We start from the raw sequence: 23,645 nt of genomic DNA, 5'->3' as shown, positions 1-23,645 counted from the left end.
GAGCAAGCTATACCGGATTCGCAGTTGCCATGTTCTCGTTCCGAAGGCAATGAATCGACAAAAACGAAGCGCCCCTGGATCGTGAGATCCCGAGGCGCTTAATCAACAACCGCCGCGTTACTTGCGGACCTTCTTTGCCGGAGCGGCGCCCAGGCTGCACGCCGCCTCCGTCACCTTCGACGGATCGACTTTGATCGCGGGAAGGCTGCTTTTCTCGAGCGCTGCGTTCAGGTCCGCGACCTGCTTCTGCGCGTCCTTCCAGGCGGCAACCGTCTTGTTGTAGTCCGAGCAGTTGCTCTCCCAGGTTGCTGTCTGTGCGGGCGTGGGAGCCATGTCGATGCCAACCTGCACCATGCTGACAAGCACGCTGAAGGAGTTGTTGAGTTCGGTGAAGGGTTGCAGCGCGCCTGCTTCCGGTGCGCCGCGACGTGGGCCACCGCCGCCGCCGCCGAAGCCGGTCTGAACCACGCCGCCGATCTTCGCCAGGCTGGCATCGAGCGCCTTGGCCTGCGTGGCAACGTCGTCCGGCACAGAGCCTTTGAGAAGCGCGGCAATCTGATCGCGCACCGCCGAGGCTTCCTCATGGCCGGCGTAGCTCTGCTCCATGCCTTTGGCCGAGAGCAGATTCAGCTTGTTCTGCGCCTCAAGCCCGGCAAGGATCTCGCGGCTCTCGCCAACGCGCGGATCATTGGCCACCTTCAGCGTCTGCGCATAGGTCTGCCCATCGACGGTGAGCTTCAGCGTGTAGGAGCCCGGGATCACCTGCGGCCCGTGCGGCCCCGGCGTCGTTGTCCCCTCCACATTGTTCATCTGGTTTTCGAGGTCGTGCCGGAAGGAGGGCGGATCGTCGTAGAGCAGGTCCCAGTACACGCGGTTCAGGCCGACGTGCATGCCGAGCGCCCGCGACTCGGGCGTGGCAAGCCAGTAATCGGGGTAGAGCGCGCCCTCAATCTTCGGCGGCAGCTCGCTCGTAATCGTCCGAACCGGATTGCCTTTGGCGTCGAAGACCTCAAGCTTGATGGGCCCGCTCGGCTGGCGGCTCAGGTAGTAGTCGAGCGTTGCGCCGTAGGGCACGTTCGGCACGTGCGGTACCTCGATCGAGATTGGCTGGTCCCAGTTGCTGTTCCTGCGGGCGCGTATCGCGACGGCCGGCGGGTAAAGGTAAGCCGAGGACGAGCCGACTTCCTTCGCCCTGGCAGCAATCTCGCGCAGCGGAGCGATGTCGTCGAGCACCCAGAAGCCACGCCCGTAGGTTCCAATCACGAGATCGTTAAGGTCGCTCTCGGTATGGACCGTAAGGTCGCGGATGGAAGTGCTTGGCAGGTTCTGGCGCAGGCTCTGCCAGTGATCGCCGTTGTCGAAGCTGACGTAGACGGTGGTCTCAGTGCCAGCAAAGAGCAACCCCGGCTGCACGGGATCGACACGAATGCTATTGACCCAGCTTCCGGTGCGCTCGTCCTTCGGCAGGCCGTTCACAATGCTCGTCCATGTCTTGCCGCCGTCGGTGGTGCGCCAGATCAGCGGCACATTCGTGTCGAGATTTGGCGGCAGCGCCTCACCGCGCGTGAGGCCGATTCGTCCGGCTACGAACGCCGTGTTCGCGTTGCTGCCCGTCTCGATGGTATGGAGGTTCGTATGCTCGGGAATGTCGGCGATATTCGTAACATTCGTCCACGTCTTACCGTGATCCGCGGTCATGTAAATCTGTCCGTTGCTGCTCGCCGACCACCAGACGCCCTTCTTGACGCGCGAGATCGAAAAATCGCTGATCGAAGGCGGGGCCCCGGGCGGTCTGACGACCGGAGGCGTGGAGCGGGGCCCTGGCGTGTTGTCGATGGCGGTGCTGCGCGCGCCGCAGGCCAAGGCGGGCGCACCCTTCGGCGTTGTCAGGTCGGGACTGGCCACCGTCCAGGTACGAGCCCCGTCGCTGGTCACCAGGAGACACTGGTAGGCGACGTAGAGCGCGCCGGGATCGAACTCCGTATCGAACTTCTTCTGGAAGTCGCGGCCGGCGGTGTACTTCGTCGCCTCGGAGCCGAAGTTCGGAGCGACGTTCTGCCACTGGCCGGTTCGCATATCAATCTTTACCAGGCCTCCGCCGCCTCCGCCCGCGCCGTAACCCACGCCGTAGATGATGTTGGGATCCTTCGGATCCGAGCGCACGATGCCGAACTCGGAGGAAGGCACCGGGCTCCAGTCAGTGAAGTTCACCTGACCCCAGTTGCCGCGGCTGCTGATGAGAACCGCGCCCGTGTCCTGCTGCGCCGCCATGATGTGGTAGGGATACTGGCTGTCCGTTGCCACATGGTAGACCTGCGCGATCGGCTGCGTGTACCAGAGGCTCCATGTCTTGCCGCCGTCCAGGGTGACGCTTGCACCCTGGTCGGTGCCGACGATCATCCGATTGCCGCTCGTCGGATCAACCCAGAGCTTGTGGTAGTCCTCTCCGCCGGGTGCGCCCTTGTAGGCCTCAAAGGTCTCGCCGCCATCCCTGGACTGATACATGGCGGTGCTGACGGTATAGAGAATATCCGGATTCTGCGAGTCCACCCAGACGCCGCTCGAGTAGGCTCCCTGGCCGTTGCTGACGCGGGTGTCTTTGCCCGCCATGTGCCGCCAAGTTGCGCCGCCGTCGTCGGAGCGGTAGAGCCCGGAGCCGTTGTCGATGTTGTTGCCGACAATATAGAAGCGCTGGCCCCTGGTCTGCATTGCCACCGCGGCCGAGATGCGGCCTTCGTAGCGCGGAATCTTGACCTCGGTCCAGGTCTTGCCTTCGTCGGTGGACTTGAAGAGCAGCGCGGGCTTTACGGTAGCGCCCCCTGGGCGAGCGCCGCCTCCAATCGCCGCGCCCGAGCCCTGCGTTGCGGCCAGCATCACGTCCGGCGCGTCAAAGGCCGACTGCAGGTCACGCACGCCATCATAGCCATCCGGCTGCAGGACGCGCGTCCAACTTGCGCCGCCGTCGGTGGAGCGGTAGATGCCGCCGCCGCTGTGCCTGGCATCGCCGATCGCGGAGACCAGCACCAGGTTCTCGTCCTTCGGATCGATGATGATGCCAGAGATCTTGACCGTCTCTTCGAGGCCAATGTGCTTCCAGGTCTTGCCCGCGTCGGTGGATTTCCAGATGCCGTTGCCCTGGGGCCCCTGAATCGGGTCGCCCGTGCCGGCGTATAGGACATCCGGATTCGTGGGCGCAACGGCCAGAGCGCCAATGCTATCGGCGCTTGTCTCGGAGTCAAAGACCGGGAACCAGGTCACGCCCGCGCTGGTGGTCTTCCAGATACCGCCGATCGGCGCGCCGAAATAAAAGACGCCGGGCTGTCCGATGACGCCAGCGACGGCCGAGATGCGTCCGCCATGAAAGGGGCCGACGTTGCGCCACTTGAGTCCCGAGTAGAGCGCAGGATCAACCTGCGCGAAGCCGGTCCATGCAACGAAGAGAAGACAAAGGAAAAACACACCTCGACTCGTTGCCGAAGAAAGCTGCTTCATGATGGAATCTGCCTTTGGAAGAAAATGGGCGTGCGTTATTCGCGCAGTATATAGGACCACTGGCGGAAACGCACAGTGCGCGCACCGTGCCGGTTTTGCCGGTCAGGATGGCTCATAAGCCTTATCCTTTAATCAGGACAGGCATTGGGTACTTCCTGGCATGGAAGAGGTATCGGTTCGATCCCGATGGACCTCTCAACATCTGAAGCCAATTGCGGGACGGCCAAAGGTTGGCATGAGATAGTTCCGTGATAAGCTTTCATCGCCGATCCGGCGATCTTTGGCTGTAACCTCACTGCATGTTGGCGCGTCTACCGCACGGCAGATAAACTCTCACAATGAGGATAGGCATATCGTGACAGAGCACATCGGAGTACCTACACCAAAAGGACAGCGGCAGGGTTCCTGGCTTATCGGTCTAACGAGCTTCCTCTTTATCTTGTTGCAGAGCGCATGTTCCGCAGTGATGGCGGTCAGCGGCCTTCGATTGCTGATCGGGCTGGGTTCGCTGGCGGCTGCTTCTTTCATTCCCGGATTTATATTATCCATTCATGCCGACAAAATCCGCATTCCGATGATGGTTATCGCCGTCCTTGGGTCTGTTCTCAATCTTTATGTCGTATGGAGGATACGGTCCCTGCGAGCGCGACCGGCATCACAATGGAGAGCACAGCCGGTCACTGCCAAACAACGCCGGTCGGAGACGATTCAAATCGCGCTCTCTATTCTGACTCTCCTGCTGGTTGCAGCCGAGATGCTCTCGCACCATGTCTTACACGGCTCATATTTGTAGCACGCTAGTCTCCTTCGTTTTCTCCCAATTCCAGGTCAATACGCGCATGCAGGCGTTCGCTGAAGCCAGCCGGCAACTCAAACACGCGTTCATCCGCGGTGAGGATGATGATGTTGCGAGTGGAGTCCAGAATGGCAGAGCATATCTCGCAGTGTTCGAGATGCTTTTGAACATCCAGCCGGATATCCTCCGGCAATGCGGCATCCAGATAGTCGGAGATGTAACCCCAAACGTGTTTGCACTCTATAACCATGGGAGCCACCTCCTCTTTGGGCCTGGTTTGACACTCTTCAAGAGCGGGCTAAGTTGCTTCTGCAACATCATGCGTGCGCGATGAAGCCGCACCTTAACAGACGGGACACTGATGCCGAGCGCTTCCGCGGTTTCCTGGACGCTGAGTTCTTCAACATCGCGCAACTGAAAGATCTGGCGGTAAATTGGGGGGAGGCCGATAACCGCTTCCCGAAGCATCAGACAAATCTCCTGCCTCTCCACAGCTTCCGAAGGAATTTCGCGCCAATCCCGGAGCAAAGCCGGAGATATAACTCCTCCCTCCTCGGGAGGCTCGTCAAGTGATTCCATGCGAACGATCGCCTGTCGCCGAAGCCGGCTTCTTGCTTCGTTGAGTGTAATGCTGATGAGCCAGGTGCTGAATTTGGATTCCGCCCTGAATGTGGATAGGTTACGAAAGGCCTTCAGGAAGGCCTCTTGTGCGATATCCTCCGCGTCGGCCTCGTTCTTCACAAAGGAGAGCGCCATCATGTAGACACTCCGCTCATGCTGACGGATGAGGTCGTGATACAAACGAGTGTCTCCCGCCAGAATCGACGCAATCATCGCGGCCTCGTTCTCGTTCTGTTTCGTCATCCTTACGCCGTTTCTTTCAACCGTTTTGCGATGAGCCTATCCATTGCGAAGTAACCGGGGCCAAATATCAGAATCATCAAGGATGCGAACAGAAACGTATATGGATCGGCTGCATAGAACTTGCCTGGATCGGAAACAATGGAAGTCAGCGCTTCGTGATCGGCAGTCCAGTAGGCCACGAGCATGTTGCCGGCAAGAAGAAACCCGATGATACGAGAACCAAGGCCGAGCATCAAAAGGATGCCGCCTATAAATTCGAGACCAGCGATAAAGTGCGCGTTGAGCCCAGGAAATGGGATGTTCAGGCTCGCGAAAAATGCCACGATCTTCGGCAGGTTGTGAAGCTTGCCCCAGCCTGTCTGGGCAAACTGAAATCCCCAGTAGAGACGCACGGCCAGCAACATAGGGGATCGCAGCGTAGAGGCGGCCTCAGCAAATCGAAGATAGAAACGAACCAGCATACTCATGAATAACCTCTTCGCGGGAGTCCGCTCATAATGCATTCCATTATGGGCGACTGCCGACCTTGTTCATTAGAGCCGACGCGCGAGATTTGGTTACGGGCAATCCGAACATCCCTGGGAGTATAATCTGACAGCTCATCGGGGCCGCACTTCATCGTACTGCGGTGAATTGCTCCCCAGGTGTGCCGGCGCTTCATCCGCATCGGAATCGTTCAGGCGGGTGTAACCATTTCCTGCCCTGAGCCTCCAATGAGCAGTACGGGAAACGCAAAACCGTTCTTCTGGATCTCCGTGGGGGTCTTCTTTCGTACCATCGCCACGACTTCCTCGACTACAACACCCAGAGCGCAATGCCTGGCCTAACTAAGAAAGGAACTCCGATGAAGACCACCTCAATAAGTTCTCTCGCTCTGGCCGCGGCATTCGCGGGCCTGCTTGGCGGTACTACGGCCCGCCTCAACGCTCAGCCGGTTTCCGGCCACTCGGACGCGACTGCGAATACGTCCGCAAGCGCCGGTGTCCTGGCCGGGCAGGATACGCCGGCCCCGCCCAAGCACTCCTGCAAGGGCAAGAACGACTGTAAGGGACAGGGCGGCGGCGATGCGAAGCATGCCGGAAAGAACTCCTGCAAGGGCAAGGGCGCTTGCGCGACCGACGGTTCCAAGCCTCCCAAGGCCTAGCCACATCTGAGCAGGAGGCTTGGCAGGTTTCAAGCCTCCTGCTCACTATCTGTACACTCGGAGCGGAGTTCACATGCCTGCCAATCGATTCAACGGATACACCGATTATGGCGTCGGCATCGGCCTGCGGGTACCGCATTACGACCATATCTTGTCGAAGAAGCCTGTTGTGGATTGGTTCGAGATCATCTCGGAAAACTATATGGTCGACGGCGGCCGTCCTCTCAAGATGCTCGATCAGATTCTCGATCAATATCGCGTTGTGCAGCATGGCGTATCCATGTATTTTGGCAGCGCGCAGCAACTGAACCGCGATCACCTGAAACGGCTCAAGGAGCTGACAAAGCGAACCAGGACACCGTGGCTCTCCGATCACCTGTGCTGGGGAAGCGTCGATGGACGGTATACCCACGACTTGCTGCCCCTGCCTTATACATTCGAAGCGGCACGCATAACCGCAGAACGCATTCGCCAGGTGCAGGATTATCTGGAGATCCCGATTGCTGTTGAAAATGTCAGCAGCTATGCGGAGTTTCACGAGTCGCAGATGACCGAGTGGGAGTTCCTGAACGAGGTGGTGCATGCGGCAGACTGCGGCATTCTTCTCGACGTAAATAACATCTATGTCTCGTCGCAGAATCACGGCTTCGATCCGATGGAATACGTAAACAGTATTGTGGTTGACCGGGTTGCTCAGATCCACATCGCAGGCCACTCAAAGTTCGAAAAGTACACTTTGGATACGCACGATCATCCCGTGCTTGATCCGGTATGGAATATGTATGCCAGGGCTATTGAGCGCATTGGGCCTACAGCAACATTGCTCGAATGGGATGACAATATTCCATCATTCGATGAAGTCCACAACGAAGCTCTGAAGGCAAATTGCTACCTGAAGGGCGAACCGTCGCGATATGCAGAGATTGAGGAGAAAGCTTTCGCATGAATCTCCTGGAGATACAGCGGCGAATGGCTGAAGACGTGCGCCGTCCGCTGACACCCGACTTTGAAATGCAACAAGAAACGGAAAGCGGAGCATCCACGAAGGAGCTGGCCGCCAGTTACATCGCTCCAAATGCTCTGTTGACATCCTTTGAGCGGTTGGAGATTTACAACCGCCAATACTGGTTTCGCCTGATCGATGCTGTATCCGACGATTTCCCGGCACTGAATGCCATGCTGGGCGCAAAACGCTTCAATTCCCTGGTGCCGGCCTATATCCGCGAGAACCCATCTACGTCATGGACATTGCGCGATCTTAGTAGCAAACTGCCGGAGTGGCTGACCAGACATCCGGAGTTCACAGGCAAGCGCCATCTTCTTGCGATTGATATTGCCAGGCTTGAATGGGCCTATGTGGAGGCTTACGATCGCAAGAAAATTGCTCCGCTCGGTGCGGAAGATATTCAAGAACTCGGCCCCGATGCGAGGATTGCGTTACAGCCGCATATTCAGTTGCTCGAACTTAGATACCCCGTGGATGAACTGGTGATGGCTGTGCATAGAGCCGCGCCTGAGACAGACATTGTCAGTAACGCCGCAATGGCGAAAAAGCAGCGGAACAGGATACCGCTGCCCCCCATGCGCCGCACCCCAATTTTCCTGGCGGTGCATCGCTTCGACGATCAGGTTTACTACCGTCGTGTCGAATGCGAGGCGTACCGAATGCTTTCAGCTCTGCGCAATGGCTCTTCCATCTCGGATGCTATTGAGATCGCCTTCTCCGGCAGCGACTTTGCCGAAGCGCATCTGGCAATGAAGGTCCAGGAGTATTTCACTCATGCCGCGCAACTCGGCTGGTTCTGCCGCGCTCTTGAGTTGCAGAGCTAGAACGCCTTCGTATCGACTCCGAGGGCGCGACCGAGGTCAGGGCTATCAGGCTTCTGGGCGCTAGTTGGTACCGTGGAACCTATGCACTATAGAAGCCTCAAGGCAGAGGCTCGTTGAAAAAAATCGCCCACGCAGGCAAAGGAATCACCGGCGTGGGCGGCAACGGGCCTGAGCCCGATTGCAAATTACAGAGCTGCGATGCCGTTGAAGCCCACCGCCGCGGTGAAGCCTGGGATCTCTTCCACTTCCGATAGCGTTCCGTTGGGCTGGATGGCAAAGACACCCACGGTTCCGACCATCGCGTTGAGCGAGTAGAAGAACTTGCCATCGCCGCTGGTCGTGATGTCGAGGTTGGTGGCGCCCTCCGGATTGTCTGCGACGATAGAGGACGAGTTGAGCGCGGTCAAGGCGCCGCTCTTGCCGATCGAAAATCCGGAGATGTTCGAGCTGCCGGCATTCGATGCATAGACAAAGGCGCCGTTCGGAGCGATGGCATTCCAGCAGTTGGCTTCGCCGTTGGTCGTCAAGCTCTGCGTGACCGCGGAAAGCGTTCCATTGGAGTTCACCGTGTAGGAAGAGATTGCGGAAATGCTGGAACCCGTCTCAGAAACAATCAGCTTTCCATCGGGAGCGAACCTGCCTGAGAAGGCTCCAACCCCAGCGCTGTGATTGACAACAATGGGGCCCAACGTACCGTTCGGATTAATGTGGAACGTATCGATATTGTCGTTGAGACGCTCCACCACGGCGAGGGTCTGGCCGTCGGGGCTGATCGAAATCGACGATCCGCCGGCCGCATTGGCAGAGAGAAATGTGGTGGAGTCAGCAATGGGAGACAGACGCCCATCGTAGCCCATCTGGAAGCCGACGACACTGCCCGCGCCGCCCTGGTTGAGGACGTACAGACGATTCTGCGTTTGAGCAACAGCAACGGGATTGCTGCCGCCGGAGGGTTGCTTATCCAGGAAAATCAGCCGTCCCTCAATCACCTGAAAGATAGTGATATCGCCGCTTCCCGCGTTCGCGGCAAACAGGAGCGAGTGGTCTGCGCTCAAGGTCAGCGAGCCCTGCGCTTCAAGAGGATCGTTCACTCCACCAGTGCCTCTGCCTCGCGTATCGAAGGCTTCCTTTGCGATAACTGTTCCATCGGAGGTATGAACGAATTCAGTTACCTGGTTTTTGTCGGCATTATTCGACATGACAAAGAATGTTTCTAGTCCTCTGGTTTGCGCGCTGACGATCATGGCTGGAAACAAACATCCAATCGCGATCGTCGATAGGCTGCGAATTGCTTTCAACATTTGCTACTCCTTGGAAGGGCGAGAATTTGCGCGCAAAAAAGGCACTGACGCTGTCTGCGAAGGCAGCTCTGAAGCAATATCCGCTTTGTGCGCAGGTATTGGAGAGGCCAAGGCAGGAAAGGTTACAGGCTTGCGCATGGAATGCCGAAAAAGTAATGGCGCAGTTTTCCGGCCACTTTGATATGCAGAAAAATGGTGTCAAGACATGCACGTCATGATGCCGCGGAGGCAAAATCATCCTGAGCCCTGGGGTGTATCCACATATAGCTTGAGTCTGAGCCAAGGACAGGCGAGTGCGGTCAAGGATCGGAAGACCTGGATGGTTTTGCAAGAGCGGGCGAGAGTATCGGCGTCTTTAACTTAGACTGGCACACATTCGGACTCACGTATCGTTCACTACTGGACGAGACTGGTGATCCAATTGGTGTGCAGCTTGGTGTGCAGCAAAAGCTCGTGCGCCACAGCAATGTTGTAACGACGATGAACGAGCATGGCAACGCAACTTTGCGAGCGGAGCGGCAGGCTAACTCGCGTGTTGTGGAGATGGTGAAAACGGTTGCTTAACCTTAAGGTGGGGTTCTGTGGAGTTGGCCGATTCGACCGAATCTACCAAGTTTTTTGTTATCTGGTGGACGCGGTAGGAATCGAACCTACAACCTGTCGGTTAAGAGCCGAATGCTCTGCCAGTTGAGCTACGCGTCCGGGAGGATTGGAATCGGGCTTTTGCGCACTCAGATTCGGTCCGGAAAGACGCGCTCAGAGCAGCAAAAATGCTTCAGCCACCTCAATGAATATAGCACAGAGTTGCATTGGTCCCAAAGCGCGCGTGAAGCGATTTAGAAGGTAAACCCGAGCCCCGCGCTCATGCTGCGCTGCTCCTGGGCAAAGATCAGCAGCGATCCATCATTGAGCACAAATGACCTGTATCCCTGCGCCAGCAGATTGCGCGCGTCCACTATCGCATCAATGCTGTGCGCGCGCTCTCCGCGCACGCGGCATAGGGGCTGCCGCAGATGCAAATTCATGAACGGCTCGGCGGCATCGAGCGCATAGGGCGACACCCGCGTCAGCGTCTCCTCCGGCTGCCAGCGATAACTGGCGCGCCAGCGAGTTCCAGTGCCCTCAATTGTTCCCGAAAGCGAGAGCGAATACATCTGCGTCCGCCGCGGCCTGGCCGCGCCCGCCAGCGCACTCAGTGACATGGCTCCGCGCGCGCCGGAAATCACAAGCGCATCGCCATTGGCATAGCTCAATCGCACGGAGTTGCCGCCGGGCAGCCGATGCTCCACGCTGGCCACCACGCCCGCCGTGGAGAATCCTTCTCCCGCGGTTCGTATCAAGCCGCTGGCCGGATCCATAAGCGCCTGTCCGGCAAAATCCATTCCACCCGCCGGGCGCGCGCTGGCTTCCAGCATCGGATTGCCGATCGAATCGGCATACACCAGAATCTGCACGCCGGAAGCATCCGTGCGGCGCTCCCAGCCAATCTCCTGGTGCGTGCCGCGCTCCACAACGAGCTTTCCATTCGCCATTTCCAGTGCAGGCAGCACGCCCGCGGTTCCTGAAGCATCCATTCCCGGAGCCGGCACGGCTGTCGCCATCCGGTAGTGAATTTCGTTGTTGCCCGTCCGCCAGCCTACCGTGGCAAACGGCATCTCAGACAGGATCGTGTTCGGGCTGTTCTGTGCAAAGCGCGCCATCACCTGCTGCGTGCCAACTTCCGCCTCAGCCGCATCGCCGAACTGCATCCGCTCCGTTGTCCGAACCGCAACCTCTTCCAGCCCCGACCCCGCTCCATTACCGCCGGCGTCCTCAATCTCCGGATGCATTGCAACCGCGGCTACCGACTCAACCGATCCGGCAAATCCAAGATCCTGCCGGAAGCCAAGCATTGACTCCATGCCGGCATTGGTCGTGGGATCGAAGTCCACGCGCGCCAGCAGCTCACGGCTGGTTGATGGCGTATCTTCTATCTCCATCGTGATCCGCTGGCCGTCTTCGCCAAATGTGCCCTGTTGCCCGCTGGCAACTAAACGCGCCTTCAGCCTGGGCTGCGAATTAGGCCCTTCGGAAACCACCACCAGCGGACCATCTTCCAGACAGCGCAGCAGCGGACGGTTTGCCGCCGAGCGCAGCGTCCACGCCCAATCGTCCTTTTGCGTGCTCGCACTGCGCGGCTGCGCCGGGAGCCACTGCATCACTTCATAGAGAGTATTCAGAGTAAGATTGACAACTGTCGCCGAGCGGACACGAACATTTTCGCGCAGCGATGGCAGAAAGGTGCTCGCGATAGCCTTCACGGCGTAGGAGCCGGGCAGCACAGAAGCAAATACAAAATGTCCCTTGCTGTTCGTATATACGTTCGCCGCTACCGTCAGATCGGACTTTATCAACTGCACCTGGGCGCCGATTTGCGGCACTCCCGCCGAGTCGCGCACCATTCCCGATACTGACGACTGTGCGCCGGCTTCGACCGAAGCCGCGGCCAGACCGGCCAGCATAAGAAACAACGCGAGATGGAGCGTGCGTACTATCACTCTTGGCATCTGTGACTGCGCGGCATCTCTGGCAAATCCGAAGTACAAGCTCAACTGCATTTTCCTCCGCACGGGATTCCGGTCTGAAGCCGGTTTACCGGGTTTGCGGGGGAGTGTTCACTATTCCACGACAAAGGGAGCCGATTGCGCAATCTCTTGTTTCGAGATTGTGTCGTTGACCTTGATGGTTACCTTGTACTTGCCCGGCTGAAGGCCTGCGATCGGGAGCAACTTCTCCACGGTCAACTGGCTGCTGTGAGAGCCTAGCTCCTTGGATTCCATCTCTTTCTCAAAGATGACGCTATTCGTAGTCGAATCCGTGATCTGATAGGTCACCTTGGCCAGATTGCTCTTGCTCTGCTCGTCAATGCCCAGGTTGTACACCTGCATCCAGAAAGCCAGATTCTGGTTTCGCTTGTAGCTCACCGGCGTGGTCGGGGTGGTCTGCACGCGCGGGCATATCTTGATGTCGCCAATGACACACGTGCCTGTGCCCACCGAGTGCGAGTCAACGGGCGTCAGATTATCGGAGAGAATCAGCGATGAGGTGGAAAGCTTCTCATCGTCGAATGTCGGCACATTGATGCCGCGTCCGTAGAGGCCCACGTGATCCGGATTGTTCACGTCCTTGATGGCAATGTCGATGCGATAGAGGCCGGGAAGAAGCGGCAGCGCCTGCCAGTAGATATTCTTGCTGTCCAGTGCCTTCTCCAGCAGCTCGGCCGGCTCCTGCACAGAGACCGTAGACTCGAAGGACTGCACCGTCTTGTGCGTCAGCGTAGTCACCTTGCCGAGAATGTTGACGCTGGCACTCGAAACGCCATCCTTGGTCACAAAGGTCAAATCACGGTTCCTGAGCTGTACCGTCACGGGCACCAGTACGGTGCTCTCCGTCACCCGGACAAAATCCGTACGCACATCGAACGGCAGCGGCGGCCCGGTCAGAATCGTGTGCTCGGAGATGAATCCTTCCAGGTCCGTGAATTTGATCGGCGGCGGCGCAAAGAGCTTCGCAGCCAGTTCGATGCGGTCAAACTCCTTGGTATTCTGCCCGCTCGCTTGCGGTCCCAGACCAAGCGACTCGCCGCCGCCTTTGAAGCGGTCAGCCTTCTTTGACATGCCCATCTCTTCCGACTGGGTCAGGCCCGCGCCCGGCACGCGCAGCAGCGCGTCCTTTTCGCTGCGATCAATGGTGAAGTGATAGTCGCCGCACTGGCAGGTATCTACAAACTCGATATCGATGTTGTCGCCGATGCCCTCAAGATAACGGTAATGCCATGTCTCAAAGGGGAAGGTCGAGGTCTGGCCGCCGCCTTCTTCAATCGGACGCTGGTACGCGCCGCCGGAAGGATGTGATTCTTTCGAGTCCGGCGCACCAAAGGCGATATAAATATGACCGCGATCCGTCTTCCATCCCGGCTTGCCCGCCGCAAAGTGGTCGTTTGCATATTGAATGCGGCGATAGTGCTCATCGCGGAACTCATTCTCAGGAGAATCGGGATTGGGATTGCGCCGCAGCCAGAAATTCTCGATGAACGACTCGCGCTCCTCATCGTTCGAGAGGCTCTTGAAAGCCCTCCGCTCCTCGTCCGTAATGATGTAGGAGACATCCTGTTCCAGCCAGCTCTTGTATGCGCCCTTCAACTCCTGCCGGTATTCTTTGCGCGCGTCGAGTGTTTCCTTGTCGCTGCGCTTGCGCTTCAGGGGGTCCTGATCGTCTTGCGCCGCTGTTCCGGCGCTCGGCGCGGGAGTAGACTGCTGTGCTGCCACCCTGGCAGCGGGAACGGCAAACAAACCGCACAGTACTGCGGTGGCAAACAAGGAACTGCGGCTGTACGTCATAACTCTCAAAGAACTCCTGAATCCCCGATGCTGATTGCCATATTCTACGGTCCGGAAGCAGCGACGGCAAGATATTCCCGGAGCATGTTTCCCGCCTTGCCCCCTCTTTAACACGGACAAATCTTAGCGATTCGACTCTCCGAGCGCAGGAAAGTCATCAATCAGGGCTGAATCAGCCCCCCTTATTCCCCGCGATATAGGCTCCATTGCGCCGGAACATAACACTTTTCGGCAATTCGAGGAACTTCAAACGAAGTTTTTGCGTACACTGGAACGGTACCCCCTCGGGAGTAAAAGTCGCACATGAAGAAGATTCTTTTGATTGCCCTCATTCTGCTTGCGGTCGCCGGCGCAGTCACCTTTTACGTCATCAAGCAACAATCCGGCTATACCAAAGTGCTTACGGCCAAGATCGCCCGTCAGGAATTGACCACAGTGGTCAGCGGCACCGGCCAGATCAAGCCCAAAACCTTCGTCGTTCTCGGCGCCACGGCCATGGGCCGCATCACGCACCTTTACGTGAAGGAAGGCGACCACGTGAAGAAGGGTCAGCTTGTGGCCACCGTGGAGAACGTACAGCAGACGGCCCAGGTCACTGGCCAACAGGCAGCCATCGATGCCGCCAAGACGGACATTAACAGCTACATCGCCGCCGAAAAGACTGCCGAAGCCAATATCGAGCACGCCAAGGCCGACCTCGAGCAGAAAAAGCTCGACTGGGATCGCGCCCAGGGTCTCTACAAGGCCGGCATCATGGCCAAGCAGGACTTCGACGCCAAAAAGGCCGCCTACGACACCGATGTCGCCACGCTCGATCAGAATATCGCGCAGCTCAATCAGGCCAAGGCGCAGACCGACTCGGCACGCGGCCATCTGGGCACACAAGTGGCCACACTGCAGGCCAACAAGAACATGCTGGACCTGACGAATGCCATTGCGCCCTTTGACGGCATCGTCACCAATCAACCCGTCCGCGAAGGCGAAACCGTGGTCGAAGGCATCCAGAACACCCAGGGCTCGACCTTCATGACCATCGCCGACATGAGCGTCGTTACCGCTGAGGTCAAGGTGGACGAAACCGACATCGTCAATGTCCAGATGGGCCAGCCTGTGGATGTCACCGTGGACGCCCTGCCGGGCAGGGTATTCAAAGGCCACGTCACTCTCGTCGGCGACCAGGCTTTGCTGCGCTCCACCGGCATTGCCACATCGCAATCCACCTCCGGCACGGAAGAAGCCAAGGACTTCAAGGTCGTCGTCACGCTCGATCAGCCGGACGATTCCCTGCGCCCCGGCCTCTCTACCACGGCCAAGATCACAACGGCACACAAGTCCGGCGTTCTAGCGCTGCCCATCCAGGCGCTCACCATCAAGACGGTCGAGACCCCGGCATCCGGCAATGTACAGGCCGCCACCAAGCCTGCAGGCGCTCCTGAACCGCAGGGTGTTTATGTTGTCGATAAGGACAAGTCCGGCAATCTCCGTGTACACTTCGTCACCGTCACCACCGGCATCACCGGCGCCACGCAGATTGAAGTGCTCTCCGGTCTCACGGATGGCCAGGAGATCGTCGTCGGTCCCTTCAAGACACTGCGTGCCCTGAAAGAGAACGCGCTCATCAAGCGCGATACCGAGAAGCCCGCGCCGATACCTTCCTCGACCACGTAAGTGGAAGAGGAACGAAGCCGGTTTGATCTGCGTACGTCTTAATACAGGTGACAGATAACAGGTGTCAGTCGACAGAGGATGACAACTAAGAGCTGGATGCGATTTTTTACTCTCACCTTCAACCTGTCACCTATGCACTGAGGAAGAAATGAACATGGCTCTCGACAGCGTCGGAACCGAAGAAAGCACACAGCAGGCAGCTCCGCCAACGGGCGACGTCATTGTCGTCGAAAACCTCTGGCGCACCTACGACATGGGCTCAGAGCAGCAGGTGCACGCCCTCCGCGGCCTCAACCTCCGCATCCGCCACAATGAATACGTGGCCATCATGGGTCCCTCCGGCTCCGGCAAATCCACGCTGATGAACCTCATCGGCTGCCTGGACACGCCTTCGCAGGGCAAGTACTGGCTCAACAACCAGCTCGTCAGCGATCTTGACGACGACCAGCTCGCGCGCATCCGCAACAAGGAAATCGGCTTCGTCTTCCAGACCTTCAACCTGCTGGCCCGCGCCACTTCGCTGCACAATGTCGAGCTGCCGCTCATCTACAACGGCACCCCCGCCGCCGAGCGCATCGAGCGCGCCAAAGCCTCCCTCGCCAGCGTCAATCTTGAAGATCGCATGATGCACAAGCCAAACGAGCTCTCCGGCGGCCAGCGTCAGCGCGTCGCCATCGCCCGCGCGCTCGTCAACCATCCGTCCATCATCCTGGCCGACGAGCCGACCGGCAACCTCGACTCCAAGACCGGCGTCGAGATCATGGGCCTCTTCGATGCGCTCCACGCCAGAGGCAACACCATCGTCCTCGTCACCCACGAGCCGGACATCGCCGACTACGCCCACCGCGTCGTCATGATCCGCGACGGACAGCTCTTCTCCGATACCCCAAGCAAGAGGTTCCAGAGCAGCCAGGGATAAGGGACAAGCAAAATGCGCTGGTTATCCTGAATTACTGTTGATGATTGCGGTGGTTGTGGCAATCGCCACGTACGCAATGACGCTGGCTCCGGTTACATGGGTTGTGCTCTCGGAAATCTTCCCGACTGAGGTACGCGCAACCTTCATGGCCGTTTGCACAGCGGCACTTTGGGGCGCATCTGACAACGCCGAGCCGCCGCTGCTTACAGAGAATCCGAGTAACAAAGCTTAGCAATTTCACACAGGATTAGAGACTGCTGCCGGCGATCCGATTCTTCCTTGCGATTGATATCCCTTGCGTAGAAGATGTCAGTGGCAAGAAGCTCATTGCAAGGCGGAAAAATGGCTCCGGCGATGTACGAGTTGCCGGCTGCATCTGCTCCTCTCCATGAGCAAGATGTACGCGATGGAACGCTGTGCGCAGAGAGGTAGAGCTGCGCGACAATTGGCGCAGCGGTGGAGTGCATCAGAATCATGAGAGCGGCGAGTCGGCGGAGGCCATGAGAACGCAGGACGTAGAACATGCTTGACAAGTCTCCGCGGGCAGTCTATTGGTTCAACCTATGGGAATGAGGAGTTTATGGACTTGTTGCGCGCGTGTCAATCGGCGCGGGCTGCATCTTGCGGTGACGGCGCTTCTGCTGCTGGCCGGTAATCATTCTCTTGCAGCGCAGGGTCAACGAGACAATCCGATAGTGGCCAGATGGAATTTTCATGTAGAAAATGGGGCAATCACAGAACAGGTGGGCGGAAGCCATGCAAAGGTGAAGGGAAACGTGTACGCCGCCAAAGGACCGGTGGCGGATGCCCTGCAAATGGATGGCTATACAGCGGCAATTTCCGGCTCACCTTTGGCAATACTCGATCATCCGCGAGAGCTGGGCATTTCGGTATGGATTGAGCTGAATGCATATCCCTGGAATCGGGCTCCGATTCTCGATCAGCGAACGTCTAACGGATCGTTTTTCTTCGGGGTGGATGCGACGGGCCACCTGGTGGTGAAAGCAGATGTCGGCAGCGAAGCGGTTTCCGTGAAGGCGGTCCCGCTTCGCAAGTGGACCCTGGTTACGCTTGGAATCGTCAATGGAAAGGCGGATTTTGCGATCGATGGTTCATCCATTTTGGCAGTCACTGGTGAACCATCTGCGGAAGCGCAGGACAAGGCGATCTCCGCGAATGACTTGCTCATTGGGCATGTGCGAACTGCATTGTTACCGGGGCCGGCGAATCGAATTCATCCGGACTTACCTGTGGAGTTCTCGATTGAAGGCGCTTTAAGCGATCTCACAATCTACCGCTCTCCTTTATCGGATGCGGCAGTGCTGAGCCTGCTGCATTCCGCAGCGCCGGATCTGCTGCAGCCGGCTCCGTGGCCGGAGCTGCCCCGGTGGAAAGATGGTCCGGGAAGCTTTGGCGCATTTTATACAACGTTGCGTTTTGATCCGTTATGGGATCAGTCACGACGCACGGCTCCCGACTCCGATGTTGTAGTGCGCTTTGACGACTCGCCAGTACAACTCATCTTTTGGCAAGGGACAAACTACGTTCCGGCGTGGGTTACGGAGAATAACAACTGGTATACCGATGAGTTTATGGAGATCTTCGGGCATCCGCGTTGTCCTTACGGTGAGGATTGCGAGCCTATGTCGGATAAGCAGTCGCGCTATTCTCACGTGCGCATTCTTGAGAGCACACCGGCACGCACAGTGGTGCATTGGCGCTATGCGCTCTCAGAGGTTGAGCAGTATGCGATTGGCGATGCGTCTACGCCGACTGCGTGGGGCGATTGGGCGGATGAGTATTGGACGATCTATCCGGACCATACCGCAGTGCGTAAATCCGTCCTCTGGAGCACAGCAGTTGAACGTGAAAAGACTGAGTTTCAGGAATCCATTGTCATTATTCCTCCAGGAAAGACGCCGGAAGATTGCCTGAACTTTGATGCGCTGACCTTTGCAAATCTACGCGGTGAAACGAAGGCTTATGCATGGCAGCAGAAAAGCGCGGCAGGGCTGCAAATGCCGAAGGGGCCATCCAGCTTTCCTGAACCCAAAGATGCAGTCATTCAGCGGGTAAATCTTAAATCGGAGTGGAAACCGTTTGAGGTAGTTTGGGGAGATAGCGTTTCGTCCGATGCGTATAACGGAGAAGCTTCTATATCGAGCTTTGAATGGTGGAATCACTGGCCCGTGGCGCAAATTCCGTCCAGCGGCAGACCTGCGCTGGCAGCAGATCGCGCAGGGCATACGTCGGTTTCCCATTTGTATTGGCCCGCGTATCAAAAGACAGATACAACGCTCACGAAACTTTTATTGACCGGTTTGACAACTCTACCCGCCGGGCAGCTTGTGCCGTTGGCGAAGTCGTGGCGTAGTCCAGCGCAATTGCGTGCGCAGGATGGAGTTGTATATGACTACGATGCGGCGCAACGCGCTTATCTTATCCCGGCGAATCTGCCTATGCCTCTGCGGCTGACGCTGGAAGGCAGTGCGGATCATCCGATCTATCATCCAGCGTTTGTGGTAACGGGATGGACAGGCGAAGCGAGAGTCACTGTGATACGCGGCGCCAAAAGCGAAGGGACAGCACGCCAGGGAGTGGTAGAAGATTTGAACGGCAGGCGGCTGGTCGTTTATCTGCCCATTGTGGCAGAGAACGCGGTAGAGATTAAGATCGAAAGGCCCTAACGCCGATCAAAAGCGAACCATGTGATGTTGAACAGCCGGCGCTGCATAGTAGTGGATTGCCCGCGGGCAACCAGGCAAAGGTCATGCACGCCTTTTGCATTGTCAGCAACGGGCCCCGTAAGGATGCGATACGATGTGCGTCCTCCGGTTGGGATGATGTCGATAGCGGCAATCAAGGGGCCGGATGGATTATCGAGATGGACTTCAAGTTTTCCATTGCTCAAGGACTTATTTTCCGAACTGACTTCAACGCGAAACCGCGAGGCGCCGGAGCCGAAATCTACCTGATGAAACTGTAAATAGCCTCCATCTCCCATCTTCATCTGATATTCACCATGCAGGCCAGGCTCGCCTTCCGCATTCACTCGCAGGTGGAACTCCGCAGCCTCGCGACGCGGCGCAAAAGCGTCCAGTATTAAATGGGTAACGCCGGGTGTGCCAGCTCCCTTGTCGCGGCTCGGATAGACAGGAGCCAATGTTCCATCAGACAGCACAGCGAGCTCTGTAACGGCTACCTGACGATGATGGTCGTTTTCTCCGACGACATTTTCGTAAGGAACGTGATAGGCCAGATACGTATGTCCACGATAGGAGCAGATGCCTTGCTGCACAGACTCTTCACCATTGCCGGCAGGATAGACGAGGTGATGAACAGGTCCATTGAATGGCCCGAAGACACTGCTGGACATCGCATAATTTACGTAGGAGCCATTGGCATCGCAGTGCGGCCCCTTGTCGTCTTTATAAGCTACCCAGGTCAGGTACCAGATATTGCCGGAATGGAAGAGAACCGGGCTCTCAAAGTATTCAAGATTGCCGCACGAGTCGGTTGCGGGAACTTCCAGCCTCCGTGGAGCTTCGGCAAGCTGCGTCATGTCTGGCTTTAGTCTGGCCAGCATGACTTCGTGTTTCGCAGTATCGCCCGAACCCCATATAAGATAAGCCGATCCATTTTCATCGCGGACAACAGACGGGCTTAGGCCTTCCAATGGTTTGCCGTCGGCCATTTTCATGGGTGCGTTGTAAACATCCTTGTATGGGCCAAATGGGTTGACTGCGGTAAAAGCACCGATGTCATAGGTGCCGTAGTTGTTTTCGCTCGCGGAATTGATGCGGAAAGGCGCGTAAGCGTAATAGCCGGATGCTCCCGGTATGCCCGCATCGCCATCCCACAAAGCATCCCCGCCATTCCAACTCACATCCCGGCCGGTCAGGATTGAACCATGATCGACCCAGTTGTCAAAGTCGGTGGTGGTAAGGGCGTGATAAGCGTACATCCCTTTGTAGAAGGCGTTAGGAATTTCAAAATTTACTGTGAACGGGTCCTGCGTGGTGAAGAGATAAAATTCTCCATTCATCTCGCGGCAGGTTGGGTCGGAGTTGAAGAGGTAACCAGGAGTTACAAGTTTTTGCCCAGCAACAGGAAGCGCAAATAAGCCAGCAATTACAGCTACAATGAGCCCAGGTAACGCATATCGCTTCATATCAATCTCCTGTAGGAATCGCTTGCTACGGCCAGCCATAATTAAAGCCGGTAAACGCGGATAGCGGTGTCTCTGCGAATTGCATTCGCTTCAGTCTCGCTCAGTTCTGAGAGCCACTGATCGACGATTTGCACCCAGGCGACATAGCTGCCTGCAAGATTGAGAACGGGCCAGTCAGAGCCAAACATGATTCGCGAAGGCTCGAAAACTTCCAAAACATGATCGAAATATGGTTTGAGCTGTTCAGAACTCCAGTTATTCCAGGCAGCTTCTGTCGCCATACCCGACAACTTGCAGTAAACATGAGGACGCTCGGCGAGAAGGGCAATGTTTGTTTTCCACGGCTCAAAAATGCCTTCGCCGATGCGCGGTTTGGCAATATGGTCAAGGATAAATATCTGATTTGGGTGCCTATCGACAAACGAGATGGTTTGAGGCAGATGCCGCTCAAAGATGAGCAAGTCGTAGCATAATCCGTAGGAGTCGAGCGCGCGAATCCCGGCATTGAAGTCCGGGCGCAGCATATATTCGTCGTCCGCTTCATCGTGCAGAACGTGGCGCACTCCTTTCAGCAGCGAATTATTTCTCCATTGATCGAGCCATGCGGTGACATTCGCATCGATGAGAGGCGCCCAGCCAACGACGCCTTTCACCAAAGGCAAATTTTTTGCGAGCGACAGCAGCCACTCTGTCTCTTCGACCGACTGGCGCGCCTGCACTGCGACAGTGCCGACTACGCCGACTGCATTTGCTTCGATGGCGAGGTCATGAATACTGAAGTCACGCTGGAGCACCTGCATTTGCGCCGACATCCACGGGTACTCCGACGCCGAGTAGTGCCAGAGATGATGGTGAGAATCGATCCAACTAGCTGAGGGGTAGTGCATATTTGGAATTAGCCGGGCTCGTTTTATGTTTACCAGGCGATCGTTGCCGGAAAGAATTCGGCGAACAGTTCGTCGTAATAGGGTTTGAGTTCTTTCAGGTTCGGCTTGGTGTGCCCTTTGGAGTAGAGATCATACTTGTTGAACTCGTTCACCCAGCGAAACATTTCACGGTCCTGTTCATTCATCAGATAACCGTAAGCGCCATGTTTGTGCGCGGGATAGAAGGAGTGATAACGAAGCATGTAGAGCGCTTCCTTCGGAAGGTAGTTCTTCATCGCCTCGTAAATATAGCCGTCATGACCGAAGGACATGTGGACATTGTCCAGGCCGCAATTTGGCTCGTAGATGCCATACCTGGTTGAGTAGACCGGATGATGAAGGTCCGGGTTGTTCTTGAAGTATTCCGGAAAGACGATGTCCTCCGAAAAGGCGCAGCCCACGGGAAACGTGTCGCCTACAACGCTCCATTGCGGCTCGCCCCAGAGGCAAAGTACCTTGCCCAGATCATGCACGAAACCAGTCAACACGAACCAGCGGGGATGACCGTCGGCACGGATAGCTTCTGAGGTTTGCAGGAGATGTTCGATCTGCGTCAAATCGGTATCCGGGTCGCTGTCATCCACCAGCGTGTTGAGAAACTCCGCTGCCTCCCAGATGGTCTTTTGCCCTTTGTTCAGAGCAAAGTACTCTTTTTCCTTGGCAATCACATAATCGAAGCTTTGATTTTCATGGTTCTGTAAATAAAAGTGGGCGACGCCCGGGTTTGCCTGCGCGTCGTACTGGCGAAACTCCTCTTTGGACTTGCCTTGCTTATAGCGCCCCTTGAGGAATTCGTCCCACTGCTCCATATCGGCGCCAAGTGGAGCATCCTGTGTGTTTGCGGTTGCCATACGTCTCCTTCTTAAGTTGTGTTGTTACCGGTAACGATAGCGTTTTCCCGTCGATTTTCCAGCACTTTCTTTGATGCGGTTCTTAGACCGAATGGTGTTGATTGAACGGCAGCGTGATTCCGTCAGCTGAAATTTGTATCGCGCCGCAGCCGCCATGTTCCAACAACCAGGATGGCAAGCAGGATCACACTTAAAATGATAAGCCACAAACGATTCATTGCGATTGCCGGAATGGCCGCCGTACGTGCAAAGTACACGAAAAACGCGATGGCGGCGAGCATGATCACCAGATCGAGCCAGCGTCTGCTTGCGTCAGGGTGCTCATGCGGCTTGCCGCTCATAACGCGGAGAGTTTCAAGGTAATCCAGGTTGTATCGCGTGCATTCGCGCAAGATCGCTTCATTCCGCGAGGTGTTTTCCCGTGCGGAAGCCACTGCGGAGCCAAGCAGGATTGCTCCGAGAATCATGCCCAGAGAGCCGCCGATGACAAGGAACATCTGGCTATGAGTGGCGTGCCGCAGCTCATTGAAGACAAGCGCTGCCCATGCCAGGCCCCATATTTGGTTGGTGCTGGTGAGCGGAATACCGCGGCCAATACCAAGATATTTGGCGGCGAATTGCTGGAAGAGGTCGCCGACCACCCAGACAAATCCGCCGAGAAAAAGCCAGAAAAGAAGATGCCGCGCACCGTGCAGCTCTACGGACAGTGCATGCACGCCGCCGCCCAGAGTTACTGCAAGCGCAGCAACAGTTGCAAGCTCGCCAAAGGTAAAGGCTGTGACAAATGAAAGCGGATTCAGGCCGCTTATGTATGCCTTGCGATAAGGGATGTACATTGTTCCCCACAGAACACATGCTCCGAGCGCTGCAAGGATTCCGCGGCCCGCGTGACCGCCCGTGATCGAAGGATGGTGCATGCTGCTGAAACCGAGCAGCACTGCGGAGAACACAATGGCCAAGGCTCCGGAAATAACACGAATGCGTGTGCTTAATCCAGCGCCCTTGAGCTCGCCGAAAAAGACACGGCCCCAGATAATGCCTACCAGTGCATTGGCATTCCAGAGAGGAAAAGCAACAGAGAGACCCACGTCGCGGATGGCAATCACGGTAAGAGTATTTGCGACGGCCCAGAGGGCTCCGGCCAGCAGTGCCCAGACAATGAGATGTCGCCTGCGGCTTAAGTCGCTGAAGATGTAGCCGGTGCCTTTGAGCAGCGTGGGAAAGGTCCAGCGCGCGACAAATACGCCTGTCACCATGCAGAGAGATATGGCAAACGGCGAAAGGCCAATTGTGACGAGTTTTGT

General features: G+C 57.0%; 20 protein-coding genes and 1 tRNA gene. 9 read left to right on the top strand and 12 right to left on the bottom strand.

All coding sequences use genetic code 11. The features are described 5' to 3' along the window. Positions 1 to 117 precede the first annotated feature (117 nt). Positions 118 to 3,492 carry a WD40/YVTN/BNR-like repeat-containing protein gene (locus tag ABSG47_RS17325; protein ID WP_424170956.1) on the bottom strand — a complete coding sequence of 1,125 codons (3,375 nt, stop codon included), beginning with the start codon at positions 3,490 to 3,492 and terminating at the stop codon, positions 118 to 120. A 355-nt stretch (positions 3,493 to 3,847) separates the two neighbouring features. Between ABSG47_RS17325 and ABSG47_RS17320 the strand changes: the two genes are divergently transcribed. After that, positions 3,848 to 4,285 carry a hypothetical protein gene (locus tag ABSG47_RS17320; protein WP_424170955.1) on the top strand — a complete coding sequence of 146 codons (438 nt, stop codon included), beginning with the start codon at positions 3,848 to 3,850 and terminating at the stop codon, positions 4,283 to 4,285. A 4-nt stretch (positions 4,286 to 4,289) separates the two neighbouring features. Here ABSG47_RS17320 and ABSG47_RS17315 read toward each other — a convergent pair whose 3' ends face one another. From ABSG47_RS17315 to ABSG47_RS17305, 3 genes are read right to left on the bottom strand one after another with little or no spacing between them, the layout of a single operon-like run. Beyond that, positions 4,290 to 4,538 carry an anti-sigma factor family protein gene (locus ABSG47_RS17315; RefSeq protein ID WP_424170954.1) on the bottom strand — a complete coding sequence of 83 codons (249 nt, stop codon included), beginning with the start codon at positions 4,536 to 4,538 and terminating at the stop codon, positions 4,290 to 4,292. Next, positions 4,529 to 5,152: a sigma-70 family RNA polymerase sigma factor gene (locus ABSG47_RS17310; RefSeq protein ID WP_424170953.1), complete on the bottom strand. Its 624-nt coding sequence runs from the start codon at positions 5,150 to 5,152 to the stop codon at positions 4,529 to 4,531. The genes ABSG47_RS17315 and ABSG47_RS17310 overlap by 10 nt, the downstream gene beginning before the upstream one ends. A 2-nt stretch (positions 5,153 to 5,154) precedes the next feature. Continuing rightward, complete coding sequence (locus ABSG47_RS17305) at positions 5,155 to 5,619, bottom strand: DoxX family protein (RefSeq protein ID WP_424170952.1); 465 nt, start codon at positions 5,617 to 5,619, stop codon at positions 5,155 to 5,157. A 377-nt stretch (positions 5,620 to 5,996) separates the two neighbouring features. On the opposite strand from ABSG47_RS17305, the gene ABSG47_RS17300 reads away from it, so the two are divergent. The 3 genes from ABSG47_RS17300 (at position 5,997) to ABSG47_RS17290 (ending at position 8,126) form a co-directional block, all read left to right on the top strand. After that, on the top strand, positions 5,997 to 6,296 hold the full coding sequence (locus ABSG47_RS17300) for a hypothetical protein (protein WP_424170951.1): 300 nt from the start codon (positions 5,997 to 5,999) through the stop codon (positions 6,294 to 6,296). A 73-nt stretch (positions 6,297 to 6,369) separates the two neighbouring features. Beyond that, positions 6,370 to 7,242 (top strand): MNIO family bufferin maturase, encoded by an 873-nt coding sequence (gene bufB / locus ABSG47_RS17295; RefSeq protein ID WP_424170950.1) that lies wholly within the window; start codon positions 6,370 to 6,372, stop codon positions 7,240 to 7,242. Further along, positions 7,239 to 8,126 (top strand): HvfC/BufC N-terminal domain-containing protein, encoded by an 888-nt coding sequence (locus ABSG47_RS17290; protein WP_424170949.1) that lies wholly within the window; start codon positions 7,239 to 7,241, stop codon positions 8,124 to 8,126. The genes bufB and ABSG47_RS17290 overlap by 4 nt, the downstream gene beginning before the upstream one ends. Positions 8,127 to 8,311: 185 nt before the next feature. Here the strand turns inward: ABSG47_RS17290 and ABSG47_RS17285 are convergent, their stop codons facing one another. Continuing rightward, positions 8,312 to 9,427, bottom strand: coding sequence for a lactonase family protein (locus ABSG47_RS17285; RefSeq protein ID WP_424170948.1), 1,116 nt, complete (start codon positions 9,425 to 9,427; stop codon positions 8,312 to 8,314). Between the two features lie 438 nt (positions 9,428 to 9,865). Between ABSG47_RS17285 and ABSG47_RS17280 the strand changes: the two genes are divergently transcribed. After that, positions 9,866 to 9,991 (top strand): hypothetical protein, encoded by a 126-nt coding sequence (locus ABSG47_RS17280; RefSeq protein WP_424170947.1) that lies wholly within the window; start codon positions 9,866 to 9,868, stop codon positions 9,989 to 9,991. A gap of 62 nt (positions 9,992 to 10,053) precedes the next feature. Here ABSG47_RS17280 and ABSG47_RS17275 read toward each other — a convergent pair. From ABSG47_RS17275 to ABSG47_RS17265, 3 genes are all read right to left on the bottom strand, one after another. Then, positions 10,054 to 10,129 (bottom strand) — tRNA-Lys (locus tag ABSG47_RS17275). Between the two features lie 134 nt (positions 10,130 to 10,263). Then, complete coding sequence (locus ABSG47_RS17270) at positions 10,264 to 12,024, bottom strand: carboxypeptidase-like regulatory domain-containing protein (RefSeq protein ID WP_424170946.1); 1,761 nt, start codon at positions 12,022 to 12,024, stop codon at positions 10,264 to 10,266. A 60-nt stretch (positions 12,025 to 12,084) separates the two neighbouring features. Next, entirely contained in the window at positions 12,085 to 13,806 is a 1,722-nt protein-coding gene (locus ABSG47_RS17265) for a GWxTD domain-containing protein (RefSeq protein ID WP_424170945.1), read from the bottom strand. Between the two features lie 303 nt (positions 13,807 to 14,109). Between ABSG47_RS17265 and ABSG47_RS17260 the strand changes: the two genes are divergently transcribed. The 4 genes from ABSG47_RS17260 to ABSG47_RS17245 all read left to right on the top strand — a co-directional run bounded on the left by ABSG47_RS17260 (position 14,110) and on the right by ABSG47_RS17245 (position 19,080). Beyond that, entirely contained in the window at positions 14,110 to 15,474 is a 1,365-nt protein-coding gene (locus tag ABSG47_RS17260) for an efflux RND transporter periplasmic adaptor subunit (RefSeq protein ID WP_424170944.1), read from the top strand. A gap of 154 nt (positions 15,475 to 15,628) precedes the next feature. After that, the gene (locus ABSG47_RS17255; protein WP_424170943.1) at positions 15,629 to 16,393 is read left to right on the top strand and encodes an ABC transporter ATP-binding protein; all 765 of its coding nucleotides are present in this window, start codon (positions 15,629 to 15,631) and stop codon (positions 16,391 to 16,393) included. Between the two features lie 40 nt (positions 16,394 to 16,433). Then, positions 16,434 to 16,625 (top strand): MFS transporter, encoded by a 192-nt coding sequence (locus ABSG47_RS17250; RefSeq protein WP_424170942.1) that lies wholly within the window; start codon positions 16,434 to 16,436, stop codon positions 16,623 to 16,625. A 394-nt stretch (positions 16,626 to 17,019) separates the two neighbouring features. Continuing rightward, positions 17,020 to 19,080 carry a LamG-like jellyroll fold domain-containing protein gene (locus tag ABSG47_RS17245; RefSeq protein ID WP_424170941.1) on the top strand — a complete coding sequence of 687 codons (2,061 nt, stop codon included), beginning with the start codon at positions 17,020 to 17,022 and terminating at the stop codon, positions 19,078 to 19,080. Here the strand turns inward: ABSG47_RS17245 and ABSG47_RS17240 are convergent. The 4 genes from ABSG47_RS17240 to ABSG47_RS17225 all read right to left on the bottom strand — a co-directional run. Further along, on the bottom strand, positions 19,077 to 20,564 hold the full coding sequence (locus ABSG47_RS17240) for a family 43 glycosylhydrolase (RefSeq protein ID WP_424170940.1): 1,488 nt from the start codon (positions 20,562 to 20,564) through the stop codon (positions 19,077 to 19,079). The two genes, ABSG47_RS17245 and ABSG47_RS17240, sit on opposite strands and share 4 nt — an antisense overlap. Positions 20,565 to 20,605: 41 nt before the next feature. Continuing rightward, the gene (locus ABSG47_RS17235; protein WP_424170939.1) at positions 20,606 to 21,451 is read right to left on the bottom strand and encodes an amidohydrolase family protein; all 846 of its coding nucleotides are present in this window, start codon (positions 21,449 to 21,451) and stop codon (positions 20,606 to 20,608) included. Positions 21,452 to 21,480: 29 nt separating this feature from the next. Then, positions 21,481 to 22,341, bottom strand: coding sequence for an inositol oxygenase family protein (locus ABSG47_RS17230; protein ID WP_424170938.1), 861 nt, complete (start codon positions 22,339 to 22,341; stop codon positions 21,481 to 21,483). A gap of 122 nt (positions 22,342 to 22,463) precedes the next feature. Beyond that, the coding region (locus ABSG47_RS17225; protein WP_424170937.1) for an EamA family transporter at positions 22,464 to 23,645 on the bottom strand (1,182 nt) is incomplete at its 5' end.

It is taken from the genome of Occallatibacter sp. (assembly GCF_049510455.1).
Taxonomy (GTDB): domain Bacteria; phylum Acidobacteriota; class Terriglobia; order Terriglobales; family Acidobacteriaceae; genus Telmatobacter.
This window is presented reverse-complemented; position numbering and strand designations above follow the sequence as displayed.

Bases quoted from the DNA above. Each gene is read 5' to 3' on its own strand.
- ABSG47_RS17250 (WP_424170942.1), top strand. From the start codon at position 16,434: ATGATTGCGGTGGTTGTGGCAATCGCCACGTACGCAATGACGCTGGCT.
- ABSG47_RS17260 (WP_424170944.1), top strand. From the start codon at position 14,110: ATGAAGAAGATTCTTTTGATTGCCCTCATTCTGCTTGCGGTCGCCGGC.
- ABSG47_RS17315 (WP_424170954.1), bottom strand. From the start codon at position 4,538: ATGGTTATAGAGTGCAAACACGTTTGGGGTTACATCTCCGACTATCTG.
- ABSG47_RS17265 (WP_424170945.1), bottom strand. From the start codon at position 13,806: ATGACGTACAGCCGCAGTTCCTTGTTTGCCACCGCAGTACTGTGCGGT.
- ABSG47_RS17285 (WP_424170948.1), bottom strand. From the start codon at position 9,427: ATGTTGAAAGCAATTCGCAGCCTATCGACGATCGCGATTGGATGTTTG.
- ABSG47_RS17270 (WP_424170946.1), bottom strand. From the start codon at position 12,024: ATGCAGTTGAGCTTGTACTTCGGATTTGCCAGAGATGCCGCGCAGTCA.
- ABSG47_RS17240 (WP_424170940.1), bottom strand. From the start codon at position 20,564: ATGAAGCGATATGCGTTACCTGGGCTCATTGTAGCTGTAATTGCTGGC.
- ABSG47_RS17300 (WP_424170951.1), top strand. From the start codon at position 5,997: ATGAAGACCACCTCAATAAGTTCTCTCGCTCTGGCCGCGGCATTCGCG.
- ABSG47_RS17305 (WP_424170952.1), bottom strand. From the start codon at position 5,619: ATGAGTATGCTGGTTCGTTTCTATCTTCGATTTGCTGAGGCCGCCTCT.
- ABSG47_RS17325 (WP_424170956.1), bottom strand. From the start codon at position 3,492: ATGAAGCAGCTTTCTTCGGCAACGAGTCGAGGTGTGTTTTTCCTTTGT.
- ABSG47_RS17235 (WP_424170939.1), bottom strand. From the start codon at position 21,451: ATGCACTACCCCTCAGCTAGTTGGATCGATTCTCACCATCATCTCTGG.
- ABSG47_RS17290 (WP_424170949.1), top strand. From the start codon at position 7,239: ATGAATCTCCTGGAGATACAGCGGCGAATGGCTGAAGACGTGCGCCGT.
- ABSG47_RS17255 (WP_424170943.1), top strand. From the start codon at position 15,629: ATGGCTCTCGACAGCGTCGGAACCGAAGAAAGCACACAGCAGGCAGCT.
- ABSG47_RS17230 (WP_424170938.1), bottom strand. From the start codon at position 22,341: ATGGCAACCGCAAACACACAGGATGCTCCACTTGGCGCCGATATGGAG.
- bufB (WP_424170950.1), top strand. From the start codon at position 6,370: ATGCCTGCCAATCGATTCAACGGATACACCGATTATGGCGTCGGCATC.
- ABSG47_RS17310 (WP_424170953.1), bottom strand. From the start codon at position 5,152: ATGACGAAACAGAACGAGAACGAGGCCGCGATGATTGCGTCGATTCTG.